This is a genomic window from Pseudomonas sp. BJa3 (genome assembly GCF_026343815.1).
Classification (GTDB): domain Bacteria; phylum Pseudomonadota; class Gammaproteobacteria; order Pseudomonadales; family Pseudomonadaceae; genus Aquipseudomonas; species Aquipseudomonas soli.
In genome coordinates, this window is record NZ_JAOXMC010000015.1 from 118114 (window position 1) to 144014 (window position 25901).

The following is a 25901-nucleotide window of genomic DNA, read 5'->3' on the forward strand; positions in this document are numbered from 1 at the left end:
CCGACGATGCCTTCTCCCTGACGAGGATCCACCATGCCCAAGTACTTCGACCCGCATATCCATATGGTCAGCCGCACCACCGATGACTACCAGAACATGGCTGCCGCCGGCATCACCGGGGTGATCGAACCCGCGTTCTGGCAGGGCCAGGCCAGGACCAGCCTCGGCAGCTTCATCGACTACTTCGACACCCTGCTGGGCTGGGAGCGTTTTCGCGCCAGCATGTTCGGCATCCATCACTTCTGCACCATCGGCCTCAACCCCAAGGAGGCCAACGACCTGTCGATCGCCTATGAGGTACTCGAGGTCCTGCCGCGCTACCTGGTCAAGGACGGCGTGGTGGCGGTGGGTGAAATCGGCTACGACGACATCACCCCCGAGGAAGACCGCTTTCTCGCCGCGCAACTTGAGCTTGCCAGGCAATTCAACCTGCCGGTGCTGGTGCACACCCCACACCGCGACAAGATCGGCGGCACCAAGCGCACCCTGGCGGTGATCCGCGAAGTCGGCATCGCCGAGCATCTGGTGATCATCGACCACCTCAACGAACTGACCCTGCCGCTGGTGCTCGACAGCGATTGCTGGCGCGGCCATTCGATCTACCCCAACACCAAGATGTCCGAGCAACGCATGGTCGCGCTGCTGCAGCAGTACGGTACGGAAAAAATGGTGGTCAACAGCGCCGCCGACTGGGGCATCAGTGACCCGCTCAAGGTGCCAAAAACCGGCCAGGCGATGCTGGCCGCAGGCTTCAGCGAGGCCCAGGTCGAACAGGTGCTGTTCCACAACCCGGTGGATTTCTTTGCCCAGAGTGGCCAGCTGGACAAGACCCTGGTCAGCACCCCGCTGCCCATCGACCAGCGTCGCCAGTGGCAGGAAAACTCGGCCCTGCGCGGCCAGGATCCGGTGGTCAAATGAGCGCTGGCCGGGGTTGGAGCGCCTCGCAGCTCGGCTACTGCGGCAACGTGCACCCGGCACCTGACCTGGCCGCGCTGCGCGCCTCCATCGAGCAACACTTCCAGGGCGTGCGCAGACTGCGCGGGCTCGACGTGCAAGACAGCGGGCTGTGGATCAGCGCCCGCGCCGCTTCCGAGTTGCGCCAGGCGCCGGCACGGCAGGCGTTTCTCGACCTGCTGCGACGCAGCGGGCTGCGCCTGACCTCGCTCAACGGCTTCCCCTACGGGCAGTTCCATGAGGGCGCGGTGAAGGCTGCCGTCTACCTGCCCAGCTGGGCCGACAGCAACGGCTGGCGTACAGCCTGGAGCTGGCACGGCTGCTGGCCGAAGCGCTGCCGCCGGACTGCCGGCAAGGGGTGATTTCCAGCGTGCCGCTGGGCTATGCCGCCCACTGGAGCCCGGCGCTGCAGCAGCGTGCCGAGGAACAGCTGCGCCAGCTCACCTCGGCGCTGGCCCGTCTGCACCAGGAAACCGGCAAGAAGATCATCGTATGCCTGGAAATGGAGCCGGACTGCGTGTTGCAAACTACCGACCAGGCCGTCGCCTTCTTCCACCACTGGCAGGCCAGCGACCCACACCATGAATACCTGGCACTGTGCTTCGACGTCTGCCACCAGGCGGTGATGTTCGAAGACTGCCGGCAGTCCCTGGAAAGGCTGCGCCAGGCCGGGGTGCCCATCGGCAAGATCCAGCTTTCCAATGCGATGATCTGCCGCCTGCCGGCCCAGGACATTCGCCGTTGCGCCCAGGTACTCGAGGTGCTGGGCGGCTTTGCCGAAGCCACCTATCTGCACCAGGTACAGGCGCGCGACAGCCAAGGCCACCTGTGCGCCTGGGCGGACCTGCCTGCTGCGCTCGCTGCCTGCCTGGCGGAGCCCGGGCGCTACCGGGAGTTGCGGGTTCACTTCCACATCCCGCTGTTCAGCGAACACCTGCTGCTGCCGGAGCTTGGCGCCAGCCAGGCCGCTCTGGCGCAGACCTTCGATTTTCTCGCGGCGCACGAAGACATCCGCCCCGTCCTGGAAGTGGAAACCTACAGCTGGGGCGTTCTGCCTGCGCAACTGCGACCCACCACCGCCGCTGCGCAGCAACAGGGCATCAGCGACGAGTTGCGTTGGGTCGAGGAGCAGTTGCGCCAGCGTCGCCTGCTGCAACCCAACGCACAGGAGGTCTGCGCCGATGCCCTCTGAACAGCCCCGCCAACCGCTGCTGCTGATCAACGTGGTCGGGCTGACGCCTGCGCTGCTGGGCTCGGCGACGCCGCACATCAACCGGCTGTTGCAAAACGCCAGGATGGCCAGCCTGCAACCGGTGTTCCCTGCCGTCACCTCCACGGTGCAGGCCTCGATCCTCACCGGCCTGCCACCGGCCGGGCACGGCATCGTCGGCAATGGCTGGTACTTTCGCGACCAGGCCGAAGTGCGTTTCTGGCTGCAACCCAACGCCCTGATCCAGGGCGAGAAGGTCTGGCAGACGCTCAAGCGCGAACTGCCGGGCTTTCGCTGCAGCCAGTTGTTCTGGTGGTACAACATGTACGCCGACGTCGATGCCGCCATCACCCCGCGCCCGCACTATCCGGCCGATGGCCGCAAGCTGTTCGGCCTGTACTCGTCCCCGGCAAACCTGCATGCGCGGATCGAAGAGCAGATCGGCGCGTTTCCGTTCCCGGCGTTCTGGGGGCCTGCCGCCGGCATCGCCTCCAGCCGCTGGATCGTCGATTGCTCCATGGCCGAGTTCCAGCTCGATCGCCCGGACCTGCAGCTGGTCTACCTGCCCCACCTCGACTACTGCCTGCAGCGCCTCGGGCCAGGGCACCCGTCTATCGTCGACGAAGTGCAGGCCATCGACGCCGAGGTCGGCCGCCTGTTGGGCTTCGCCAAGACGCAAGGCGCGGCCGTGATGCTGCTGTCGGAGTACGGCATCGAGGCAGTCAGTCAATCGGTGTCCATCAATTGCCTGCTGCGCGCTGAAGGTCTGCTGCAGGTGCGCCAGTCACTGACCTGGGAACTGCTCGACCCCGGCGCCAGCGCTGCCTTCGCCGTCGTCGACCACCAGATTGCCCATGTCTACGTCCGCCAGGCCCGCGACATCCCTCGGGTCAAAGCCCTGTTGCAAGGCCAGCCCGGCATCGAGCGGGTGCTGGACAGGACCGAGCAGCAGGCCTGGCAGCTGAACCACGCGCGCAGTGGCGAACTGGTCGCCATAGCCGCCGCCGATCATTGGTTCGACTACCGCTACTGGCTCGACGATCGCAAGGCACCGGACTTCGCCCGCACCGTGGACATCCACCGCAAGCCCGGCTACGACCCGCTGGAGCTGTTCATCGACCCCGCCATCCGCTTCCCCAGGCTGAAAGTGGCGCGGCGCCTGCTGCAGAAGAAGCTCGGCTTTCGCTACTACATGGACCTGATCCCGCTCGACACCTCGATGGTGCGTGGCAGCCACGGCCGTCTGCCCGCCAGCGCGCAGACCGGGCCACTGCTCATTACCGATTGTGATCTGCCGTTGCCGGGCAGCCTGCCGGCGACCGCGGTGAAGCAACTGCTCCTGCAGCATTTCCTGGGGCACTCATACACCGACCTGGCCAAAGCCAAGGAGCTTACATGCGGCGAGCCATCTCAATAACCGTCCTCAGCGCACTGGCCGGACTGGCCCAGGCCGAGGGCTCTACCCCCTTCGATTGCAACCAGTTCATGCAGTTTGGCGGCAACGTCGACCAAGCCCGGCAGACCTTCGCCCAAGGGCCGGAAAGCATGAGCTGGAACTGGTTCGTCTGCCTGAACCAGCCGGTCGAGTCGAACAGCCCCAATCGGGTCTGGGAAACTCTCAAGCCTTCGGACCAGGTCTACCTGAGCAATGGCGCCGCACCGCTGCCCTGGGGCCAGAGCGAGCCGGTGCCGGTCGCGGTGCTGCAGGCCGCCCAGGCCCAGGGCCTGAACCCCGACCGCACGTTCCACAACCTCAACGCCGTGCAGCAGGTGGACGGCCTGATCCTGGAAATGGGCGGCGCGGTACCCACCGCGCAACAGGGGCAACCGGTGCGTTTCCAGCTGTTGATGGGCGAGGACACCTTCGACTACATCGTGCAAAAGCAGGTGTACAACGTGAACGGCCAGGCCGCCTTGACCAGCAACCTGGCCTTTCCCTCCACCGCCTGGGAGCTCAAGGCCGCCTGGCTGTGGATCGGCAATGACCCGGATTATCAGCAGCAACTGCAAGGCGATGGCTACTACATCGCCCAGGCCTACTACCAGCAGGACAACGGCCAGTACCAGGTCGGCTACGCCGCGCTCAGTGGCCTGCACGTGGTCAACAAGCTGAACCCGCAATGGGTCTGGACCACCTTCGAGAATCGCAACAACGGCAAGTACACCGTGACCAACGCGATTCCCCCGACCCCGATGAGCAACAGCACCGGGCCGACCCCGGCGGCGCAGACCGCCAACACCACCTTCCAGGCCATGTACCCGGCGCTGGCGCAGTACGAGCTGATCGGCACCCAGTCCGAGACCAATCCGAAGTTGCTGGCCAACTCCCAGCTCGAGTCGGCCTTCCAGAGCCAGTCCTCGTGCTTCGCCTGCCATGGCACGGCGGCCTACTCCAAGACCAAGGGCTATTTCAATTTCGCCCAGAAGCAGCAAGGCGGGATTGTCTATCCGACTGCCGAAGTGCCGGCGTCCGAGTTCGCCGGGTACAACAAACTGGACTTTGTCTGGTCGCTGAAACGCGCCCAGTGGCAACGCTAAGGAGCATGACATGAGCGTACTGAACTTCCCGCGCATCTATCTCGGCGGCCATATGTTCTGGAGCCCGCCGACCGCCAACAACAACGACATGTTCCCGCTCTACGATGCTTCGAAGATGCGTCTGAACTGGCGTTTCCTCGAGTACTACGGAATCAACCCGGCGAATGCCAGCAGCAAGTTGATGCCATGGGTCATCGCCCCGCAAGTGCTGCTCGAAGCGCCAACCTATGTGACCCAGGTGCCGGGCAACGTCTCGCAGAATCCCAGCGTGATGATCCCCGGCGAGTGGAACCTGTTTGGCGACAATGCCTGCGGCACCGTCAACTACACGCCAGCAGACCCCACGATCCCGGCGACCGCCTCCGTCATCACCGGCGGCGAGCTGCCCGGTGGCGGCTATGTCAGCCAGGACCCGCTGATCAACCAGACCTACAACCTGCTCGGCAACCCGTTCGGCAGTGACGCCCCCACCCCGGCGCGCTTCGTCGACGTCAGCCCCTGGCAGAACACCTTCACCGCGCTGTACTTCGACCGGCTGGTACTTGGCGACGCCCAGTGCGGCCTGACGCTCAAGCGCGAGCACCGCATGCTCGACCGCTTCCTCAACTTCAACTGGGCGACCCTCGGTGGGCTGATCTATGTGACCACCACCTGGCAGACGTGCTTCCCCAAAGAGAACCTGAGCTGGGCCCTCGGCAACTCGCAACTGCTGCAGAACCTGCAGCAACAGATGGAGCAGCAGAAGGCCAAAGGGCTGATGTTCCGTTTCTCTACCTACCTGACCTGCTACGACATGAACGGCATTTTCAACGACCAACCGCCCATCATCACCCACACCGTCGACTCGAAGATCCTGGCCAATGTGCAGGCGATGTACCAGAAAGGCCTGGACAATGTCGGCAGCATCTTCTTCAACCCCGCCTACAGCCGCACCGCCGGCACCCTGGGCCTGTGGTTCGACGACGAGTTCCCCACGGCACCGGCCGGGCGGCGGCTGGTCCCTGCTGATCCGGTACAGTTGCAGAAGGACGGTGTGAACTTCAAATCCATGACATTGGGGGTCATCTCGGCGCAGGTGCATGACGACACCCTGTCGCTGGACCTGCTCAATGGGTTCCCCAGCTATTCGCTCGACCCGAAGGCCAAGATACCGGTGGCGGCGAAGTTCGACGCCGGCAGCTACAAGCTGGGGATACGCCAGGGCGAGCAGTTCACGCCTTTGGCCGGTTTCGGCTACGACGACTATCAGCAGGCAGCCTTCGACAAACGTTCGGGGATCCTCGACCTGCCGTTGAGCGCCGAGGCGCAGAAACAGCTGCAAAGCGGAGCGCTGGAGCTGCAGCAGCAAGGCGCCACCCCCGTGCAGGCGGCGACCCAGCAGATGTGGACCGCCGAAGTGGTCGAGAGCGCCAGCTTCATCGACGTCGGCGACAGCAAGACCTTGCAGATCATGGTGCAGTACGACGGCCTGCCCGCGCCGGCCGGTACCGTGCTGACGGTGGCCGAATACAACAACGCCTACATGATGTGCACCACCGACTATTACCTGGCGTTCAGCAACCCGGCCGACTTCACGCTGTTCCTGGAGGACCCGGACAATCCCGCCAACAACACCCCCAACCTGCCGCAGTTCGTCGGTACCCCGTCGCTCACCCGCCAGCTGAGCGAAGGCACGGGCCGTAGGCTCACGGCGGTCCACCCCGCCGGCCCGACCACCGACATGAAAGCGGTTAGCTACCAGCAGTACCTGCCCACGCCAGGTTCGGTGGCCCTGAGCCCCAGCCTGGCATTCGCCAACCCCGTCCAGGGCCAGGGCACACTGAAGGATGAGCCGAAGGGCAACGTGCAGTTCAGCACCACGCAGATCACCACCGACGCCAACGGGGTTGCCCTGCTGACTGTCAAGGCCGTGGCGCCGGGCTTCCCGACCTTGCGCTTCTTCGTGCATGAGGACAAGCAGCCGCCGCAGATCCCGTTCAGCTTCAAATTGATGCAAACCTACACCGACTTCCTCGCGCCGCTGCGCGTGTTGCCGCAGGAGCCGGAGATACAGCAGGCATTCGTCGATGCCTGGAACCAGGTCTACAAGCAGCAGAACGCCGGCCAGCTGATCTGGGAAAGCTTCATCTACCCGTTCATCCTGCAGCCGTTCTTCTACATGTACCCGATCATGAACAAGTACATGCCGCTGAACTCCCTGGCGCGTATAGAAGGCGCGGTCGACCAGTTGATCGTGCTGATCAGCAAGGAGTACCAGGAGGAAAGCACCCTGGCGATGCCCATCACCCGGGACATGCCGCAAAGCCGCCGGGCGGTGCTGGAGCTCTGGGCCCAGGCCCTGGTGAAACGCAACTACCCCCCCATCCCGCTGAGCATGAGCGACTTCCCGCAAGGCTGACCGGCAGGACTGCCGGGTGACGAGGCTGTCACCCGGCACACTTCACAGGAGTGTCCCATGAAAACCCGCATCCTCTACCGACTGTTGCTGCTTGTCCTGCTGCTGTGCCCCTCGCTGGTCGCCCAGGCCGACGACAGCGCCGTCTACTTCACCATGGGCGTGCACAACACCCTGGGCTGCGATGCAAGCAACGGCAACTGCATCGCCAAACGCGCACCGAGCGACCCGTCCGATCCGTTCTTTCCGGCCTACTGGATCAGCGACTGGACGATGTACCGGGTGATGCACAACTACCAGAAGAATCCGCCGCCCTACAGCAACCCACCGGCCACCCTGGCCCCGGCCGACTACACCGTGTCCCGTGGCACCAGCTACTACGACACCACCTACATTCCAGCCGATGGCGACGGCTTCGGCGCCATGATGGAGCACTACGAGAAGTACTGCCTGCCGATCTTCCCGATCAAGAACAACAACTACACCTGCTCGTTCGTGTCCCTGGGCAACAAGGCCTACTTCCTCACCTACCCGCAGGACCGGCCCAAGGACATGCCGGCCTGCTGCATGTTCTCGCCGATGAACCACCCGCCTCGGCAGGATTTCATCAAGCACCTGCCCTACAGCGCCACCCGCAGCCAGCACCTGGACGCCAGCGTGCAGGCCTATGCACTGGACCTGGACTCGCCGCAGGGACCGATCCTGTTCGGCTATGCCTTCTACAACAAGGCCTCGGGCCAGCCGCCCTACCGGCAACCGCAGTCGTTCTACTTTTCCGGGGATGCCAGCATCGCCAACGCACCGATCGTCAGCCAGAACTACACCGGCTTTCGCATTGCCAAGCCCGACCCGGCCCAGACCTGGGCGCAGGTCGCCGCCATGTGCCCATCGAACCCGCCGCCCTGCCAGCTGTTCGAGCCGCCAACCGGCCAGAGCAACGGGCACAAGGCGCAGTGGAACAAACTGATGCAGCGCAAACCCTGAGCCACGACGAAGGATCGCCATGAAAGCCATACTGCGTTTATCCGTGATAACCCTGGGCCTGGCCAGCCTGACGGCATTGGCCAGGGAACAGGCCTTGCCCTCGTCCCAGGCCACCCAGCTCGATTGCCAGCCACCCAGCAGCGCGCCGGCCGCCAACGCCAGCCAGGACCAGTTCGATCGCTACAGCTGGCAGCTGTTCATCGCCTTGAACTGGCCGGCCCAGGACCGCCAGCGCGGCAACCCGGACTGCACCCGGCAGCCTGGGGACGCCGGCTACACCGTCTGGCAGACCTACAAGAGCTTCGATGAGATCTTCCTGCCCGGTGGCGCCAATCCCGGCCCCTGGAACACCCCGCAGGGCGCCAGGAGCCTGGGCATCATCAACATCGCCGCGCTGAAGAACAGCTCGCTGGTCAACGCCATCGACCAGGCGGTTGGCGGCTGGCTGATCGACCAGGCCGGCAACCCGACCTACTACGATATCTCGGCCAACGAGGCATCCTACGACTACATCGTCGCCAACCAGTTCTACAACGCCGATGTGGTGTCCAGGGCAGCCAACATCCAGTTCCCTTATGGCGTCATCGAGATCAAGTCGAGCTGGCGCATCCTCGGCCCCCGTGACAACGCCAGCCGCTACCTGACCATGCTGGCGCGGGTGGCCACCTTCGATGACCAGGGTCGGCGCAACGGCGTGACCGAGGCCTTCCTCGGCCTGGTGGGCCTGCATGTGATCACCAAGGCCAAGGGCTATCCGCAGTGGATCTGGTCGACATTCGAGCAGATCGACAACGTGCCGCCCAAAGCGCTGGTGGGCGGCCAGTGGGTCGACCAGCCGGCATCCGGCACCGCTTATTCCTACTTCAACGCCGACGCGCCCGCCGCGAGCCTCAACCAGTCGCCCTGCGACTGGCAGACCCAGGGCACGCAACTGGTCTGCGTGCCCAAGCCCGGCACCACCTTCCAGACCCCCAACCCGCTGAACCGAGTCACCCCGATCGCCGATGTCACCCAACAGGTCAACGCCGCCTACCGCGCCGCCTCTGGGCTGCAACGCAGCGTGCTCAAGTACTACCAACTGGTCACCACCCAGCGCCCGCTGATGCCCGACAACCCCGGTAATCCGCTGGGCCAGCCGACGCCCTCACTGTCAGCCAACGTCACCATGGAAAGCTACATCCAGCCCAACAGCAGCTGCATGAACTGCCACTCCATGGCCACGGCGGTGAGGAGCCCGTACAAGTCCGACTTCTCCTACCTGTTCAAATTCGCCCATGCGCCCCTGGGCAAAACCATCAAGGACGAGGATTGAACCATGAGCATCCTGAATGGCCCACGCCTTAATTTCTGGGGTGGCATCCGCACCGATGTCAGCCTGCCGAACAACTCGCCGACCATCCCCTACGATGGCAACGACGAGTGGCCGATCTTCGACCTGACCACCTCGACCCTGGCGCCGGGCGCCCAGTCCTTCACCGACGACCAGTTGAACGCCATGCTCAATGCGCCGACAGGTGACTACTACACCGCCGGTGGCTGGAACCACTACGGGCAGCACCTGGTCGATCTGCAGAACGCCATGATCAGCTCGCAGGGCAGCCCCGGCAGCGTCAGCACCAGCGGTGACCTGGTGGGGCAACCGGTGTACCTGCTTGGCTCGCTGGACCCGGCGACCGGCCAGCCAACCAACTCCGGCCCGATGATGGTGGACCTGGATCCGACCTCGACGACCACCACGCAGATCTTCGTCGGCGGCCTGCAGATCGGTGGCAACAGCGATACCCAGCTGCTGATCCGCTGCGACACCGTCTGCAGCAGCCTTGATGTGAAGAAGCGCGTGCTGCTGCCCGCGTCGATGGACGCGCCGGGCTCGTTCCGCCTGAGCGGCACCTTCCAGCTGACCTTCCCGCTCGCCAGCATCGTCAGCTGGAACCGCGACAGCCCCGGGCTGCGCGCGATCATCCAGGCGCCCGGGGCGACCGGGATCGTGTTGCGCTTCGTGATGTTCGAGATGTGCCCGGCGATGACCACCGCGCAACTGGACGCCGACTACGCCGCGGGCCGATATACCCCGAACCCGAGCATCGGTCGGGTCATCGGCACCCTGGCCCCGGCTTTTGCCAACGAACCCGCCAACTGCCAGCCCGGACGCCAGCTGGTCAACCAGAGCACCGGCGGCACCGCCTACGCCGAGCTCGCCGGCAGCGGCCTGCTGAGCGTCGACATGGTCAACCTGATTCCCAAGCAGACCTTCAGGGCCGTGCGCGACGACATCACCAGCCCCATCGGGCCCAACGCCAACTACGGACCCGTCACCTTCACCGCCGGTACCGTACCCCTGGCCACGCTCGATCCGAACAGCGACCTGCTGCGCAACTACTACGTGTATGGCGGCCTGGTCGACTTGCCGCTCGACCCCAGCCAGCAGCAGGCGACGAAAACCTCGGTGCTGCACGTCGACGCCCCCGGCGCCGTCGCCGGCACCCTGTTGCATGCCTGCGAGTCGGTCTATCGGGTCTACGCCGACCAGCGCAATGTCTATACCGAGGACTACCCCGACGGCCTGTCGATCACCCTGCAGGTCCGCTACCTGGGTGGCCCGGTAACCACCCTGAGCAAGATAGCGCTCGGCACCGGCCCTTCCGGCCCGGTCTACGGAGCGCCGGAAAACTGGGACTTTCTCGACGTGCCCGATACCTTGGTCGTCGAGGCCGGCCAGCTCGCGGTCAGCCTCCCGGTCAAGGTCAAGCCCGGTACCGACGCACAGGCCGGGTTCGTCGCCCTGAGCTACTCCGTCAACGGCCTGGCCACTGGCAGTTTTTTCACCAACTTCCGCAAGTTCGCCAGCACCGACTTCGGCATCGCCACGGGCAGCATCATCACTTGGCAGCAGGTGTACCCAACTGTCCTGCGCTTTCACTACCTGGCCTTCCCCGCCATGTCCCGGTACGTGCCGCTGAACCAGCCCGACGCGATCATGGCGGCGAAGGGGCCGATCCTCGCCCGCACCGCCGATGCCTACAAAGGCACCACGCTGTTCATGCCGGTGGTGCGTTCGATGTCGCCGAGTCAGCGGGCGCTGCTGCGCGCCTACCTCACCGGCGAGCCGTGGCAGCCACCGCAGTAGCCGCTACCCCTGTTCGCTCACGGAGAGAAGCCGATGTCTGCAGCTATTCATATCCCCACCCATCCACGCGCAACGCTGCGCCCCAGCACCCTCATCGCCGAGGGTCTGCTCAACCCACGCGGCATCTGTCTGCAGGCCGATGGCAGCCTGCTGCTGGCCGAGGCCGGGTCCGGCCTGCCCGAGCAGCCCTTCAGCGGCCGGATCAGTCGACTGCGACCGGACCCGACCTCACCCGGCGCCTACTTGCCCAGGGAAACCCTGGCACAGGGTTTTCGCACCATGAACATGCAAGCGCGCATGTTGCGCGACGAAATCATGGGGTTGTCGGACATCGCCTGCGGTGACGGACGCTGCCTGGCCAGCCAGACCGACTATGTCGAGGGCTCGAGGTTGCTCGACCTGCAGTTCAACTCGCCCGAGCCGGTGTTTCACTGCCGCGGCAACCTCAACGCACTGTGCTTTCATCCATCCCGGCGCAGTTGGCTGGCGGTCAAGCCCGATAGCAACCAGTTGGTGGAGTTCGTCGATGACCAGCAGGAGCACGTGCTGGCGCAGCTGCCCGAACTGGAGCAAGGCCAGGAGGCCGTGCCCGTCACACTGGTGTACGAACCTGACACGGACGCAGTGCTGATCAGTCTGTTCTCCGGCGAGCTGCACGGTGACCCGCTGCGCAAGGGCATCGACTTTGCCGACAGGGCCGGACAGGTTATCCGGGTCTGGCCAGCCGATGGACGCATCGAGGTAGTTGTCCAGGGGTTGCAGCTGCCCACCGGCCTGGCCCTGGATCGCAGCGGCAACCTGCTGGTGCTGGAGCTCTGCGACAGCGTGCAGCAACCTTTGACGCCCGACTGGCAAGGTGAGGCGCGGCATGGCGGCTTCACCCGTTTCTCAGGCAGGCTCCTGCACTGCAACCTGCAGACCGAGCAGGTGACGGTGCTTGCCCAAGGCCTGGATACCCCGTCCAACCTGTGCCTGGTGCGCGATGGGGTGTTGGTCAGCGAAGGCATGGGGCTGCTGGGGCGGGCACTGCCCACGGCAGGGGGCGAGGTGGTGCCGTTGGCTGGCAGAGTTCGCTGGGTGGGGCTTTGATACGGCGTACATTCCAGCCAGGTCGGCATTCAAGGTGAGTCAGCGGCAAGGCGATAAAGCCGAAAATTTTGATGGCTTGTTGTTTACCGACGCGATTGCAGTCCTGTCGGCGAATGCCTGGCGGCCTTACCACTTCCCGGTCAGGCCGCCAGGCCCCTTTACTGCGCAGGCGCCACCGCCGGCGGTTGCTCGTTGGTCACCCGCAGGATCCCCCACAGCCCGGATGTGTTGCCATATGCCGCATAGTCGCGGAACAGGTAATCCCCGGGCACCGCGTTGGCACCACCCGCGCTGGGCAGCATGAAGCTGAAGTGGGCCGCCGGCAGCACGCTTTCCTGTGCACCCACGTACATTGCCATCGGGTTGTAGCCGAAGCGCACCGAGCCGATGCCCGGCAGGCCCATGGGGTAGCCCTGCACATCGCTCTTCTCGGCCTGGTAGTTGTGCAGCGGCCACAGGTGCCCATCGAGCTGATAGGTGATGCCGCGGCTGCCACCGCTGGGCATCAGTACGTGGCTGCGCGCCGGCTGGCCGGGCTTGGCCCAGAGCACCGGGGTCTGCGGATCGCCGCCGACCAGAGCATTGCTGTAGGCCATGTGGGCATTGGGCACATCGGCGAAGCCGAAGCCATCGGCATGGCCGAACGGCGCGTCCGGCGCCAGGCCGAAGCGCAGCCACAGCGGTTCGGTCTTGTAGTTCATCGCCATGTTGCCGTTGTCCTTCGGATCGCCGGGCACGCCGTTGCCCTCGGTGGCGATGCCCTCCACCGGCCGGCCATCAGCCCAGCGCATGTTCAGCGAGCGCTGCCACACGGTGACGAAGTCGCGGTAGTCGGGCTGGCCGCTGACCTTCACCGTGGCCTGGGCGCGGCTGGCGGTGTCCTCGGTCCATGTCGCGCTTTGCGGCAGCACGCTCATGGCGCCCACCAGGCCTTTCTGCGGCTGCTTGATGACATCCGCCGGGGTCAGGTTGAGGCCGCCGAACTCGATGGCCGTGGTGTTGATGTTGTCCACCGTGCGGCCCAGTTGCAGTACCGGCTTGCCTTCCCGCTCCAGATGCCCGGCGTAGTACTGGTACACCCGGTTCGGGTAGGCGCCGCTGCTGCCGTTGCGCGGCGGCACGGTCTGCACCGGGTTGAGGCCGACGTTGACGCCGTCCGACTTGGTGATGTCGTAGGCCAGCAGCTGCGTATGCAGGCCGACGTGGCTGGACGGGCGCATCAGGTTGTTGTTGAACGCCGTGGAGCCATCGCCGCCGGCGCGGTCGCGCTTGACCACGTTCTGCATCACCGCGCTGCTGGGCAGGTCGGGCATCATCAGCGGCAGGCGGTTCTCCAGGGTGATGCTGATGCAGTCGCCAGCATTGGCGCGCAGCACCAGCGGCTCGACCGGCACGCCGGCCTTGAGCTTGCCAGTGCTCGCGTCGAGGTCGGCCTTGCGCACGTAGAGCACCGCGGTCGGATCGTGCAGCGGCGAGCTGTGTCCGCCCACGGTGAAGGTCGCGCCATCCTCCTCGTCGGTGACCGTGGCCATGGGGATATCGACCTTGCGGCTGTTGAACACCAGAGTGCCGCCATTGGCCTTGAGCGCGCCACCGACGTGCTGGCCGATGCCGGCCGGGTCATTGATGCTGACCCCGTGGCGGTTCTCGAGAATGTCGTTGGCCAGGGCCGCGACGATCTCGTAGCTGCGCTTGACCGTCGGCCGCGTGCCGATGCCATTGGCGTTGGCCGTGGTCTTCGGACAGATGCCGTCGAAATTGACGGTGTTGCGCATGGCCACCGGCTGCGGATTGTTCGGCAGGGCGAACAGGTCGGCGCGTTGCGCGGTGTAGTTGCGCATGATGCCCCAGATGCCGTTCCAGTAGCCTTCCAGCGCCGCATCTAGCGAGTACAGGTAGTCGCCGTTGGTGGCGGCGGAGCTGGAAATCATCGACACCGGCGCCATGAACCCGAGCTGCTCGGAGATGCCCACCATCTGCGACGACTTCCACCCCGAGTTGGAGCTGTTGCCGAAGCCTGAGCCGTTCTGCAGCCACTTCACGCCGTGCAGGGTGACGTTGTGTTCCTCCTCATGGCCGCCGGCATGCATGCGCAGGCGGACGTTGTCACCGGAATAGGTGCGCAGCAGCGGAGTGAACGGGTCACCCGGCTCGCTGCCCTTGTTGACGTGCGGCGGGAACAGCGTGGTGCCGCCGGTGGGGCCGGTGGCCTGGGTGATCGCCGAAGGCGCCAGGTTCATCGCCGGGATGGCGCGGTCGGTGCGGCTCTGCATGGCGTAGGCCAGGTCGCCGCCGAGGCCGTCGGCCTGCATGCCACGCTTGCCGTCCGGGCCGACCTTGTTCGGGTCGAACACGCGCAGGGCCAGCGGTTCGTTGCGGTAGTTGACGACGAACATGCCGGGGTCATCCACCGAGATCGCCTGCGGGCATGGCCGGGTCGGGCAGCCCGGGCTCAGCCCGCCACGGGATTCGACCACCGACTCGAGCAGCGTCGAGGCCTTTTGCCGCACGGGCGGGTTGATGGCGTAGCGGAAGCTGTCGGCGGTGGCCGGATAGGCCTGGCCGTCCGGCACGCCGTTGGGGCCGGCGCCGACATACACGCCGGCTTCATAGGCATGCTGGAAGTCGCTGTACTCCAGGAAGAACTCGCGGTAGCTGTCGTTCTTGCCATCGCCGTCGTGATCGGCGGTCTGGATCACCGCCTGCCACGAGGTCGGGCCGCCATCCTGGCGGGTCGCCGGGTTGTACAGCTGTTCGCCGGTCTCGGCGTGGTACCAGGTAGAGCCTGCGGGCTCGGCCAGCACGGTGGCGTACAGCCCGAGCTGCTGGTGGGTCGATGGGCCGAGGTGGTCATGGGTGAAGATGGTACCCAGGCCACGGTCGACGTTGTGCACGTTTACCAGGGGGTCGGCGAACCAGCGTTGCATCGCGCTGCGCGCGCCGAGCCAGTCGGCCCGGCCGAAGCGTCCGAAGTACGGATGCTGCTTGGCTTTCGGGCAGGCGGCGGTGCCGTCGCGGCTATCGCCTTCGGTGCAGTTGTTGAAGCTGCGAATGGCGTGCACGCGCTCGACCACGCTGCCGGGCGAGAGGATGCCGTCTTCGTAGTTCCAGCCGTTGGCCGAGCCGTCGGCGGCGGTCAGGTCCCACTTGGGCAGGTGGATATGCTGGCCGATCACGTCGGTCGGGGTGCGTACCTGGTAGTCATCCATCTCGTAGAACGACGGGATCAGGTTGGTGTGCACGTACTGGGTGCAGTCGAAGGTGTTCATGCGCATCACCAAAGGCTCTGGCGGGCGCTGCTTGGTGATCACCGGCCAGGCGTCTTCCCACAGGGCGAGGATGCGCGCCTGCGGGAAGTGGTAGCCGACCTTGTTGTACACCGCGTCGAACTGGATATTGGCCGCCTTGTACATACGCGGCCGGTCGGCGGTGAAGGTGGACGAACCGCGGAAACTCATGCCGGTGAGGTTTTCGCCGCTGAAGAACTCGCCGACGCCCGAAGACTGGGTCAGGCGCTTGCCACGGTCGTCCATGCACGGCTCATAGTACGGCGCGCCCGCCGTCGGCAAGGCGCCGTTGGTGCGGAAGGCCTTGGCCACCGGCGCGCCGCCGGGGATCAGGGCAAAGCTTTGGTGCTCGGCCTTGGCGTGGAACTGCATGGCCGCCTGTTCGACCTCGGTGCCCTCTTCGGGCAGGTAGATCGGCTTGGCCTTGTGCACCACCTTAGAGAAGTCCAGCTTGGTGGTGGTGGTCACGGCGTCGCCACCGGCAGATACGCCGTCGAGGGTGTGCCGGCCAAGGCCACCGTCCCAACCGTCGACCTGGTTGGGATCGAGGTTGGCCCACAGTGCCTTGCCGCTGTCCTTGAGCTGCCGGGCCAGGGCCGGGTCGAGCATGTCCAGCGGCGGAGTCGGCGGACGCTGGCCGACGCTGCTTTCCATGCCGCCGATCCAGAACGGGTAGCCGGGGTTTTTCAGGCTGCCGTCGGCGTTGCGATTGGTCTCGCTGCGATCGACCAGCGCGAGGGAGCCAACCGCACGCGGCGTGGCGGGCTCGTCGGGGTGATCGTCGCCCTCCTCCTCTTCTTCATCGTCATGTTCGGCGACCAGGGTTTCGGCCAGCTTGGGCACCACCGTGACCTTGCCCGGCATCGGCGCCATGGCCTTGCCCGGCAACGGCACGATGGCCGGGATCGGCGTGCCGGCGATGATCTCGCCGTCGGGCAGCGCCCGGGCACCCGGGGCCGGCTTGCCATTGCGCAGGGCGAACGGCGTGGTGTGGAAGCCGTTCTCGCCCTCGCCGCTGACCGCCAGGCGCGTGCCCGGCTCGAACACATCATGTACCCGCCACATGGCCCACATGCCCTGGGCGAAGTGCGGATAGAAATGGCAATGGTAGATGGCGTCGCCCGCGACCCGGTTGCGGTTGCCGGAGCCGCCGTTGGCGATTTCGTATGTGTAGCCCACGCCCGGGCCGATGCCTTGGGCGTCGATATAGTCGGAGTTGTCATCGTTGGGGTTGAACAGCCACTGGTGCCCGTGCAGGTGGAAGATGTGCTGCTCGTGGCCATTGTGGGTGTTGCGGAACTTGGTGAAGTCACCGATGTAGCTGTGGTGCACGTTGGCCGGTTCCGCCGGGTACAGGGCCATGGTCGCCTTGACCCCGGTGGCGCTGGCCGGCGGCGTTTCGCCCGGACGGATGTTCTCCAGCCCGACGTTGGCCGGGATATCCACCAGGGTGCCGATATCACCGACAGTGTGGGCACTGAGGAAGAATTCCTCGTAGGCGCACGACAGGCAGTCGTGCATCGGCCCCACGCCGAGACGGTTGGCCACCACCTCGGCGCCCATGCCGCCGGAGCCGTAGTTGATCATGAACGAGTCGCGGGTCGGCTCCAGCACGTGGCCCATGACCGGGTCGGCCCAGTAGGCGGGGAAGGCCTGGGTGGCGGCGACCTCGTCGGCGAACTGCGAGGCGAAGTCGCGGAACGCTTCCAGGCGATTGGGCAGCGCCGGGTTGCGCTTGCCGACGCTTTCCAGCGGATAGGTGCTGGCAGGGAAGCTGCCGTCGGGGTTGGGGCCCATGACGATGGCGTCGGTCTCGCTGCTCTGGATCTCGTTGCCGTCGACCATGGCAATGATCGGTTTGCCGGCCTTGCCCTCGGCGATCCACGGCTCGACGTTGGGGTAGCGTGCCTGATAGTCGATCACTGGCTGACCGGTGGCCGTGCGGCCGGTGGTGGCCAGGCGCATTTCTTCCTCGGTCAGGGTGTTGCGGTAGGTGCGCCCGGCTTTGGGCACCACCACCACCTGGCCGAACAGGCCATTGGCGACGTTGCCGCCGCCGCCCTGCCCGCCGAAGGTCGCGCCTTGGCTGGTAACGGCGAAGGCGCCTTCGCGCTCCGCGTACAGGGTGTAGCTGCGGGTGCCGCCCGGGGCGACCAGGAAGTTGCCGTTGCGCCCGGTGTTGGCGGCGATGTCGCCGATGCTGTTGACCGCCTGCAGGCCATTGACCTGGAAACCCACATGGCGATCGGTAACCTGCTCGTCGGCGACGAAGTGCTCGTTGCCCTCGTTCTCGACCTCGGCGCCCTCTTCTTCCTCGCCTTCGACTTCGTTCTCGTCGTGATCGATGCCGTGCTTGTTGGGGTTGGCCTGGTAGGCCAGCAGGTTGCTCAAGTTGACTGTCAGGCAGTCCCCAGCCGCCACCCGCAGCACGATCGGCCGCGGGCGCTTGTCCGGGCGCAGGGTGACCTTGCCCGGCACCGCCGCACCGCCCTTGCTCAGGGGCACACGGTGCTCGTCCACCACGTCCTGGCGCAGGGCGAACATCATGCCGTTGGCGTTCTGCGCGCCGAGGCGGTTGAACATCAGTGGCTGATCCAGCGCCACCACGTTGGCCACCAGCGTGCGCTGGCACTGCACGGCGGCCTCGCTGGAGACCTGCCAGCCCAGCAAGGCCAGCAGCAAGGTGGACAGGACCAGGCCTTTGCGAAGGGTCGACATGGGGCACCTCCGGGGACACAGGGATACTGCGGGGAGGTGAGCAAGGCTTATGCCATGAATTTAGTCGTTGTTAATCAGATATTTGCGAGATGGAGAAGGATGAACTGGGCATTTTCCCCCTTAATTGGGGGCCGCATTGGAGCGCAGGCTGAAGGGCTGAAGCCGGGTCAATCGCCTCGATAGCATTTAGTGATTGAACACCCCCGCAAAGGTGCAGTAAGCTCGGTCCAATCACTGGAGAGCAACATGTCGAAACAAACCCGCAACCACGCCAACCACACCGGTCGCTCCGCGCACCGCGTGCTGGCCGTTGCCGGTCGTAACGCCGTTGCCAGCTTTTATTTTGGGTATTGGTTTAGCCACTAGGCGCCGATTACCCATCCGGCGCCCACCTTCGAGGGGCCGCCGAACATGAGAATACTCAAACCCCCGGTCGGCTCCCCGACCGGGGGTTTTGCTTTTCCGGGCCCACGAAACATACCGATTACCTTGAGGACAGCGTCATGAACCACACCACCTACTACCGCACCTATGCATGGCGATTTAGCCAGTTCCGTTCGGGCCAGCCTGCCGCCTCCGTTCGGTCGATTTCCGGTGGCAATGCCGCACAGACACCCCATTTGACGATCAGTCGAACACCTCTATAGGGCCGACCGCGCGGGCCAGAACCCGCCGTCCGCCCAGGGATAAAACGCCATGCAAGCCTCGAATCTCGCCCTGCCCCTGACCCAGCCGCACGCAGCCAACACCACCGTCAGCCAGCGCCTGCCCAGCCCGCACCTGCTCAAGCAGCAGATGCCGCTGTCCAGCGAACTCACCCAGCAAGTCCATGCCCAGCGCCAGGCGATCCGCGCCATTCTCGAAGGCCGCGACGAACGCCTGCTGGTGGTGGTCGGCCCCTGCTCGATCCATGATCCGCGCTCTGCCCTCGAGTACGCCGACCGCCTGGCCGCGCTCAGCCGCGAGGTCGACGACAAGCTGCTGCTGGTGATGCGCGCCTACGTGGAAAAACCGCGCACCACCGTGGGCTGGAAAGGCCTGGCCTACGATCCGCACCTCGACGGCAGCGATGACATGCACGCCGGCATCGCCCTGTCCCGCGGCCTGATGCTGGGCATGCTCGAGCGCGGCCTGCCGATCGCCACCGAGCTGCTGCAGCCGATGGCTGCCGGCTACTTCGACGACCTGCTGGGCTGGGCCGCCATCGGCGCGCGCACCACCGAGTCGCAGATTCACCGCGAGATGGTCAGTGGCCTGGAGCTGCCGGTCGGCTTCAAGAACGGCACCGACGGCGGTATCGGCATCGCCTGCGACGCCATGCGCAGCGCCGCCCACCCGCATCGTCACTTCGGCATGGACACGCAGGGCCACCCGGCGATCATCGAGACCCTGGGCAACCCCGACACCCACCTGGTGCTGCGCGGCGGGCACAAGGGCCCGAACTACGACGCCCAGAGCGTCGCCCTGGCGCGTCAGGGTCTGTCCAAGGCAGGTCTGGCGCCACGCATCATGGTCGACTGCAGCCACGCCAACAGCGGCAAGGATCCGGCGCGCCAGCCGGCGGTGTTCGAGGACGTGCTGGCCCAGCGCCTGGGCGGTGACCGCTCGCTGCTCGGGGTGATGCTCGAGGGCCACCTGTTCGACGGCTGCCAGACTCTCGGCAAAGGCGCGCTGAAGTACGGCGTGTCGATCACCGACGGCTGCCTGGGCTGGGACGCAACGCAAGCACTGCTGCGCGACGCCGCCGCGCGCCTGTGAGTCTCTGCGGCAAGCCTGGCGAGACAGGGCACGAGCAAGTGCGCTAGGCTTGCCTTTTCGAACCTAAGGAGCAGTACCCATGGCCCGAGCCACCGCCCGCCACATCCTGGTTGCCAGCGAAGACAAGTGCAACGAACTCAAAGCGCAGATCGAAGCTGGCGCCGACTTCGCCGAAGTCGCCAAGGCCAACTCTACCTGCCCATCCAGCCGCCAGGGCGGCGACCTGGGCTCGTTCGGCCCGGGCCAGATGGTTCGCGAGTTCGATACCGTGGTCTTCAGCGCGCCGCTGAACGTCGTCCAGGGCCCGGTGAAGACTCAGTTCGGCTACCACCTGCTGGAAGTGACCAGCCGCCAGGACTGATCCGGCATTGCCGTGCTCGTTCCTGTAGGAGCGAACGTTGTGGGAGCGGGCTTGCCCCGCTCCCACAAAAGCCGTTTCGACATGATCATGCGCTGTGTGGTTGCAAGTTGCGTGTGCCTGATCCTGCCGTTTTCACTACAGGCCGCCCCCACCCACGCCCTCACCGTCTACGGTGAAGCCCCCCGCTATCCCGCGAACTTCCACCACTTCGACTACGTCAACCCTGGCGCCCCCAAGGGCGGCAGCCTGCGCCGCTCGGCCATCGAGATCGGCCAGTTCGACCATATCCTGCCCTATATCGACAAGGGCATCGGCGTCAGCCAGGTCGACGGCTGGTTATATGCGCCGCTGGCCATACGCTCGCTCGACGAGCCCTACACCGTCTACGGCCTGATCGCCCAGCGCCTGGAGCGCGGCCCCGACGACGCCTGGTTGCGCTTCTACCTCGACCCGCGCGCCACTTTCGCCGACGGCAATCCGGTGCGCGCCGAGGATGTGCGCTTCAGCTACGACCTGCTGATGAGCCAGGGCAGCCTCAAGTTCCGCACCCAGTTTGCCGACGTCGCCGGGGTCACCGTCGAAGGCCCGCGCCAGGTGCGCTTCGACTTCAAGCAGCCCCATGGCCGCACCCTGCCGCTGGAGCTGGCCGGCCTGCCGGTGCTGCCCGAGCATGACTGGCGCCAGCGCGACTTCGCCAACGGCGGCGGCTTCGACAAACCCGTTGGCAGCGGCCCCTATCGCATCGGCAGGATCGACAACGGCCGCAGCATCACCTTCGAGCGCGATGCGAACTGGTGGGCGCGGGACCTGCCGGTCGCACGCGGGCTGTACAACTTCGCCCGCATTAGCGTCGAATTCTTCGGCGACACCGAAGTGGCCCGCCAGGTACTCAAGGGCGGTGGCTACGACTACAACCGCGAGTACTCCGCCACCGCCTACACCCTCGGCTACAACGGCGCGGCCCTGGATGACGGGCGCCTGCGCCGTGCCCACCTGGGCCCGGCCAAGCCGCAGATCGCCCAGGGCTTCGTGTTCAACCTGGACCAGCCGCAGTTCAAGGACCGCCGCGTGCGCCAGGCCCTGGCCATGCTCTGGGATTTCGAGTGGAGCAACCGGCAGATGATGCGCAACATGTACATCCGCCAACAGAGCCTGTACGCCAACACGCCGCTGGCCGCCCGCGCCCTGCCCGACGCAGAGGAACTCAAGCTGCTCGAGCCGCTGCGCGGCCAGGTGCCGGACGAAGTGTTCAGCCAGGTGTTCAATGCGCCAGTCACCGACGGCTCCGGCATCATCCGCCAGCAGCAGTTGCAGGCGCTGGCCTTGCTGCAGGAAGCCGGCTGGCATCCCCAGGGCGATCGACTGGTCAACGCCCAGGGCCAGCCGCTGAGCTTCACCTTCCTCAATGGCCAGTCGGGCCTGGAGCGCCTGCTGCTGCCGTGGAAGCGCAACCTGGCGCAGATCGGCGTCGAGCTGAACATCCGCAACGTCGACGCCGCCCAGTACGTCAACCGCGTGATGGCCCGCGACTATGACATGATCGTCACCGGCTACCCGGTGACCCTGTCGCCGGGCAGCGAGCAGTACAACTACTTCGGTTCCGCAGCGGCCAACGACCCCGGCTCGAACAATCTGATGGTGCTCAAGGACCCGGCGGTGGACCGCCTGCTCGACGGTCTGGTGCGCGCCAACAGCCAGGCTGACATGCTGCGTCACGCCCGCGCCCTGGACCGGGTGCTGCAATGGAGCTACTACTGGATCCCCAACTACTACCCGCCTGGCAGCTCGACGGTGTGGTGGAACCGCTTCGGCCTGCCCAAGGTGCAGGCGGCCTATGACGAAGGCCTGGACACCTGGTGGGAAGTCAGCCCACGGGCACTGACCACCCAACAGATGGCCGAGCGCCTGGGGAAAGGGCCATGACCACCTACATCCTGCGCCGCCTGCTGCTGATCATTCCCACCCTGCTGGCGATCCTGCTGGTGAACTTCGCCATCGTCCAGGCCGCGCCCGGCGGGCCGGTGGAACAGGCCGTGGCGCGCCTGCAGGGTATCGGCGGCGGCGCGCCTGGTGCACGGGTCGAGGCGGTGCAAGGCGGGTCCCGCGCCACCCGTGGCCTGGACCCCAAGCTGATCGAGGAGATCAAGCGCCAGTACGGCTTCGACAAGTCCGCGCCCGAACGCCTGTGGCTGATGCTCGGACAGTACGCCCGATTGGACTTCGGGCAGAGTTTCTTCCGCGGCGCCAAAGTCACCGACCTGATCGTGCAGAAACTGCCGGTGACCCTGTCGCTGGGCTTCTGGGCCACGCTGATCACCTACCTGGTGTCGATCCCGCTGGGCATCCGCAAGGCGGTACGCCATGGCAGCCGCTTCGATGCCTGGAGCAGCGCGCTGATCGTGATCGGCTACGCCTTGCCATCGTTCCTGTTCGCCCTGCTGCTGATCGTGCTGTTCGCTGGCGGTACCTCACTCAACTGGTTCCCGGTGCGCGGCCTGGTCTCCGACGATTTCGACCAGCTCAGCCTGCTGGGCAAGGTCGCCGACTACTTCTGGCACCTGGTGCTGCCGGTCGGCGCCCTGGTGATCGGCGGCTTCGCTACCCTGACCCTGCTGACCAAGAACGCCTTCCTCGACGAGATCGCGCGCCAGTACGTGGTCACCGCCCGGGCCAAGGGCCTGAGCGAACGGCGCGTGTTATACGGCCATGTGCTGCGCAACGCCATGTTGCTGGTGGTGGCTGGGCTACCCCAGGCGCTGATCACGGTGTTCTTCGCGGGCTCCCTGCTGATCGAGGTGATCTTCTCCCTCGATGGCCTCGGGCGTATGAGCTACGAGGCAGCGGTGTCGCGGGACTACCCGGTGGTGTTTGGCACCCTGTTCATCTTTACCCTGGCCGGGCTGTTGATCCGCCTGCTGGGCGACCTGTGCTACACGGTGCTCGACCCGCGCATCGACTTCGACGCGAGGGGCCACTGATGTTCTCGCCCATCGCCCGGCGCCGGCTGCGCCGCTTTCGCGACAACCGCCGCGGCTGGATCTCGCTGTCGCTGTTCGCCGGGCTGTTGCTGCTGAGCCTGGGGGCGGAGCTGGTGGCCAATGACAAGCCCTTGCTGCTCGGCTACCAGGGCGAGCTGTACACCCCGGCGCTCAAGCGCTACACCGAGCAGCAGTTCGGCGGGCAACTGCCGTTCCAGCCCGACTACCGCAGCCAATACGTGCGTCAGCTGATCGAGGGCCAGGGCGGCTGGATGCTCTTCGCGCCGATCCCGTTCAGCGCCGACACGCCCAACTACGACCTGCAGGTGCCCACCCCCAGCCCGCCCAGCACGAGCAACTGGCTGGGTACCGACGACCAGGGCCGCGTCGTGCTGGCGCGGGTGCTGTACGGCACGCGGGTCTCGCTGCTGTTCGCTTTCGCCCTGACCCTGCTCAGCGTGCTGATCGGCGTCACGGCCGGCGCCCTGCAGGGCTACCACGGCGGCTGGGTCGACCTGCTCGGCCAGCGCCTGCTGGAGGTGTGGTCGGGGTTGCCGGTGCTGTACCTGCTGATCATCCTGTCGGGGTTCGTCGAGCCGGATTTCTGGTGGTTGCTGGGGATCATGGCGCTGTTCTCCTGGCTGACCCTGGTGGATGTGGTACGCGCCGAGTTCCTGCGTGGGCGCAACCTGGAATACGTCAAGGCCGCTCGCGCACTGGGGCTTTCCGATACCCAGGTGATGCTGCGGCATATCCTGCCCAACGCCCTCAACGCGACCCTGACCTACGTGCCGTTCATGCTCACCGGGGCGATCACCACCCTGACCGCGCTGGACTTCCTCGGCTTCGGCATGCCCGCCGGCAGCGCCTCGCTGGGCGAGCTGGTGACCCAGGGCAAGCAGCACCTCGAGGCGCCGTGGCTAGGCTTCACCGCATTCTTTGCCCTGGCGCTGATCCTGTCGTTGCTGGTATTCATCGGCGATGAGGCCTTCACGTCCAACACAAGGCCAATGCATGCACGACAACCTCAAGGACTACCCCCAGGTTCGCCAACTGGCCATACGCTCGCTGTTCGAGATCATCGAGCAGTCCAGCGAAGGCACGGTGATCGTCGACCGCCAGGCGCGCATCGTCTGGATGAACGAGCGCTATGCCCGCCGCTTCGGCCTTGAGGACGCCGCCAGCGCCATCGGCAAACCGTGCGAGACGGTGATCCCCGGTAGCCTGATGCGCGAGGTGGTGAGCAACGGCAAGCCGATCCTGCTGGACATGCTCGACACGCCGAACGAACCGCTGGTGGTGATGCGCCTGCCGATCCACAACGACCAGGGCGCGCTGATCGGCGCCATCGGCTTCGCCCTGTTCGACGAGCTGCGCAGCCTGTCGCCGCTGCTCAAGCGCTACGCCAGCATGCAGCAGGAGCTGGCCTCGACCCGCTCGCAGCTGCGCGCGCGCCAGGCCCGCTACAGCTTCGCCCAGTTCGTCGGCAGCAGCCCCGCCTGCCTCGAGGCCAAGCGCCGCGCCCGGCGTGGGGCCGGCAGCGACTCGCCGGTACTGTTGCTGGGCGAGACCGGCACCGGCAAGGAACTGCTGGCCCACGCCATTCATGCCGCCTCGGCCCGCGCGCACAAGGCCTTTGTCAGCATCAACAGCGCGGCGATCCCCGAAGCGTTGCTCGAAGCCGAGTTCTTCGGCACCGCCCCAGGCGCCTTCACCGGCGCCGACCGCAAGGGGCGCAGCGGCAAGCTGCAACTGGCCGAGGGTGGCACGCTTTTCCTCGACGAGATCGGCGACATGCCGCTGACCCTGCAAAGCAAGCTGTTGCGCGTGCTGCAGGAAAAGGAATACGAGCCGGTGGGCAGCAACCAGATGCTGCGCAGCGACGTGCGGATCATCGCCGCTACCTCCATCGACCTGCAGGCGGCCATGGCCCGGGGTGCGTTCCGCGCCGACCTGTACTACCGGCTGAACGTGCTGCCGGTGCAGGTGCCGCCGCTGCGCGAACGCCTGGAGGACCTGCCGGCGCTGTGCGAGGCGATCCTCGCCGAACTGGGCAGCCAGTACGAGCTGGAGGCCGAGGCCCAGGCGTTGTTGCGGCGCCATGCCTGGCCAGGGAATATCCGTGAGCTGCGCAACGTGCTGGAGCGGGCGACCCTGCTGGCGGACCAGCCGCGACTGGGCGTGCATGACCTGGCGAACGCACTGGGGCCATTGAGCCCGGTGGCATTGGCCGCACCCGCGCTGGATTACCGCCAGGCATGCGCCCAGTTCGAGCGAGGATTGATTATCGATGCCTTGGCGCGCAGCGCCGGAAACGTGCCGGAGGCGGCGCAGGCATTGGGCTTGGGACGGTCCACGCTGTACAAGAAGATGGCGATTCTGGAAATCGAGTCTCAATAACGAGACTCGCATCTCATTACCGAGATCCGTCCAGGGCTGCGCCCTCTTTCGCCGGCAAGCCGGCTCCCACAGGGGCGTACCGCGATCAACTGTGGAAGCCGG

14 protein-coding genes and 2 pseudogenes are annotated in these 25901 nt (G+C 65.9%); 15 read left to right on the forward strand and 1 reads right to left on the reverse strand.

The annotated features are described in order from the left end of the window. The first annotated feature begins 33 nt into the window (after positions 1–33). The 9 genes and pseudogenes from OH705_RS19440 (at position 34) to OH705_RS19480 (ending at position 12297) form a co-directional block, all read left to right on the forward strand. Positions 34–918, forward strand: a complete 885-nt coding sequence (locus OH705_RS19440; RefSeq protein ID WP_023631477.1) for a TatD family hydrolase — start codon at positions 34–36, stop codon at positions 916–918. Continuing rightward, positions 915–2146 (forward strand): annotated as a pseudogene (gene eboE, locus OH705_RS19445) (metabolite traffic protein EboE). The gene OH705_RS19440 and the pseudogene eboE overlap by 4 nt, the downstream one beginning before the upstream one ends. After that, a complete protein-coding gene (locus OH705_RS19450) occupies positions 2136–3581 on the forward strand; it encodes an alkaline phosphatase family protein (protein ID WP_267302790.1) in 1446 nt (481 codons plus the stop codon). Before eboE ends, OH705_RS19450 begins: the two are co-directional and overlap by 11 nt. Continuing rightward, the gene (locus tag OH705_RS19455; RefSeq protein WP_267302791.1) at positions 3560–4702 is read left to right on the forward strand and encodes a hypothetical protein; all 1143 of its coding nucleotides are present in this window, start codon (positions 3560–3562) and stop codon (positions 4700–4702) included. The genes OH705_RS19450 and OH705_RS19455 overlap by 22 nt, the downstream gene beginning before the upstream one ends. Positions 4703–4712: 10 nt before the next feature. Next, on the forward strand, positions 4713–7100 hold the full coding sequence (locus tag OH705_RS19460; protein ID WP_267302792.1) for a hypothetical protein: 2388 nt from the start codon (positions 4713–4715) through the stop codon (positions 7098–7100). A gap of 57 nt (positions 7101–7157) precedes the next feature. Next, entirely contained in the window at positions 7158–8081 is a 924-nt protein-coding gene (locus OH705_RS19465; RefSeq protein WP_094009970.1) for a hypothetical protein, read from the forward strand. 19 nt (positions 8082–8100) lie between these two features. Then, entirely contained in the window at positions 8101–9393 is a 1293-nt protein-coding gene (locus OH705_RS19470; protein ID WP_267302793.1) for a hypothetical protein, read from the forward strand. Between the two features lie 3 nt (positions 9394–9396). Then, positions 9397–11208 (forward strand): hypothetical protein, encoded by a 1812-nt coding sequence (locus OH705_RS19475; protein ID WP_267302794.1) that lies wholly within the window; start codon positions 9397–9399, stop codon positions 11206–11208. A 33-nt stretch (positions 11209–11241) separates the two neighbouring features. Further along, a complete protein-coding gene (locus OH705_RS19480; protein ID WP_267302795.1) occupies positions 11242–12297 on the forward strand; it encodes a hypothetical protein in 1056 nt (351 codons plus the stop codon). Positions 12298–12455: 158 nt separating this feature from the next. Here the strand turns inward: OH705_RS19480 and mnxG are convergent, their stop codons facing one another. Next, positions 12456–18302 carry a manganese-oxidizing multicopper oxidase MnxG gene (gene mnxG, locus OH705_RS19485; protein WP_267302796.1) on the reverse strand — a complete coding sequence of 1949 codons (5847 nt, stop codon included), beginning with the start codon at positions 18300–18302 and terminating at the stop codon, positions 12456–12458. Positions 18303–18998: 696 nt separating this feature from the next. Here mnxG and OH705_RS19490 point away from each other — a divergent pair. The 6 genes and pseudogenes from OH705_RS19490 (at position 18999) to OH705_RS19515 (ending at position 25799) form a co-directional block, all read left to right on the forward strand. Then, positions 18999–20060 carry a 3-deoxy-7-phosphoheptulonate synthase gene (locus OH705_RS19490; protein ID WP_267302797.1) on the forward strand — a complete coding sequence of 354 codons (1062 nt, stop codon included), beginning with the start codon at positions 18999–19001 and terminating at the stop codon, positions 20058–20060. A gap of 79 nt (positions 20061–20139) precedes the next feature. Beyond that, entirely contained in the window at positions 20140–20421 is a 282-nt protein-coding gene (locus tag OH705_RS19495) for a peptidylprolyl isomerase (protein WP_094009975.1), read from the forward strand. An 81-nt stretch (positions 20422–20502) separates the two neighbouring features. Further along, positions 20503–22344 (forward strand): extracellular solute-binding protein, encoded by a 1842-nt coding sequence (locus OH705_RS19500; protein WP_267302818.1) that lies wholly within the window; start codon positions 20503–20505, stop codon positions 22342–22344. After that, positions 22341–23399, forward strand: coding sequence for a microcin C ABC transporter permease YejB (locus OH705_RS19505; protein WP_094009977.1), 1059 nt, complete (start codon positions 22341–22343; stop codon positions 23397–23399). The genes OH705_RS19500 and OH705_RS19505 overlap by 4 nt, the downstream gene beginning before the upstream one ends. Beyond that, positions 23399–24391: pseudogene (locus tag OH705_RS19510) on the forward strand (ABC transporter permease); the annotation flags it as partial. The gene OH705_RS19505 and the pseudogene OH705_RS19510, both read left to right, overlap by 1 nt. A gap of 22 nt (positions 24392–24413) precedes the next feature. Beyond that, entirely contained in the window at positions 24414–25799 is a 1386-nt protein-coding gene (locus OH705_RS19515) for a sigma-54 interaction domain-containing protein (RefSeq protein ID WP_267302798.1), read from the forward strand. The last annotated feature ends 102 nt before the right edge of the window (positions 25800–25901 follow it).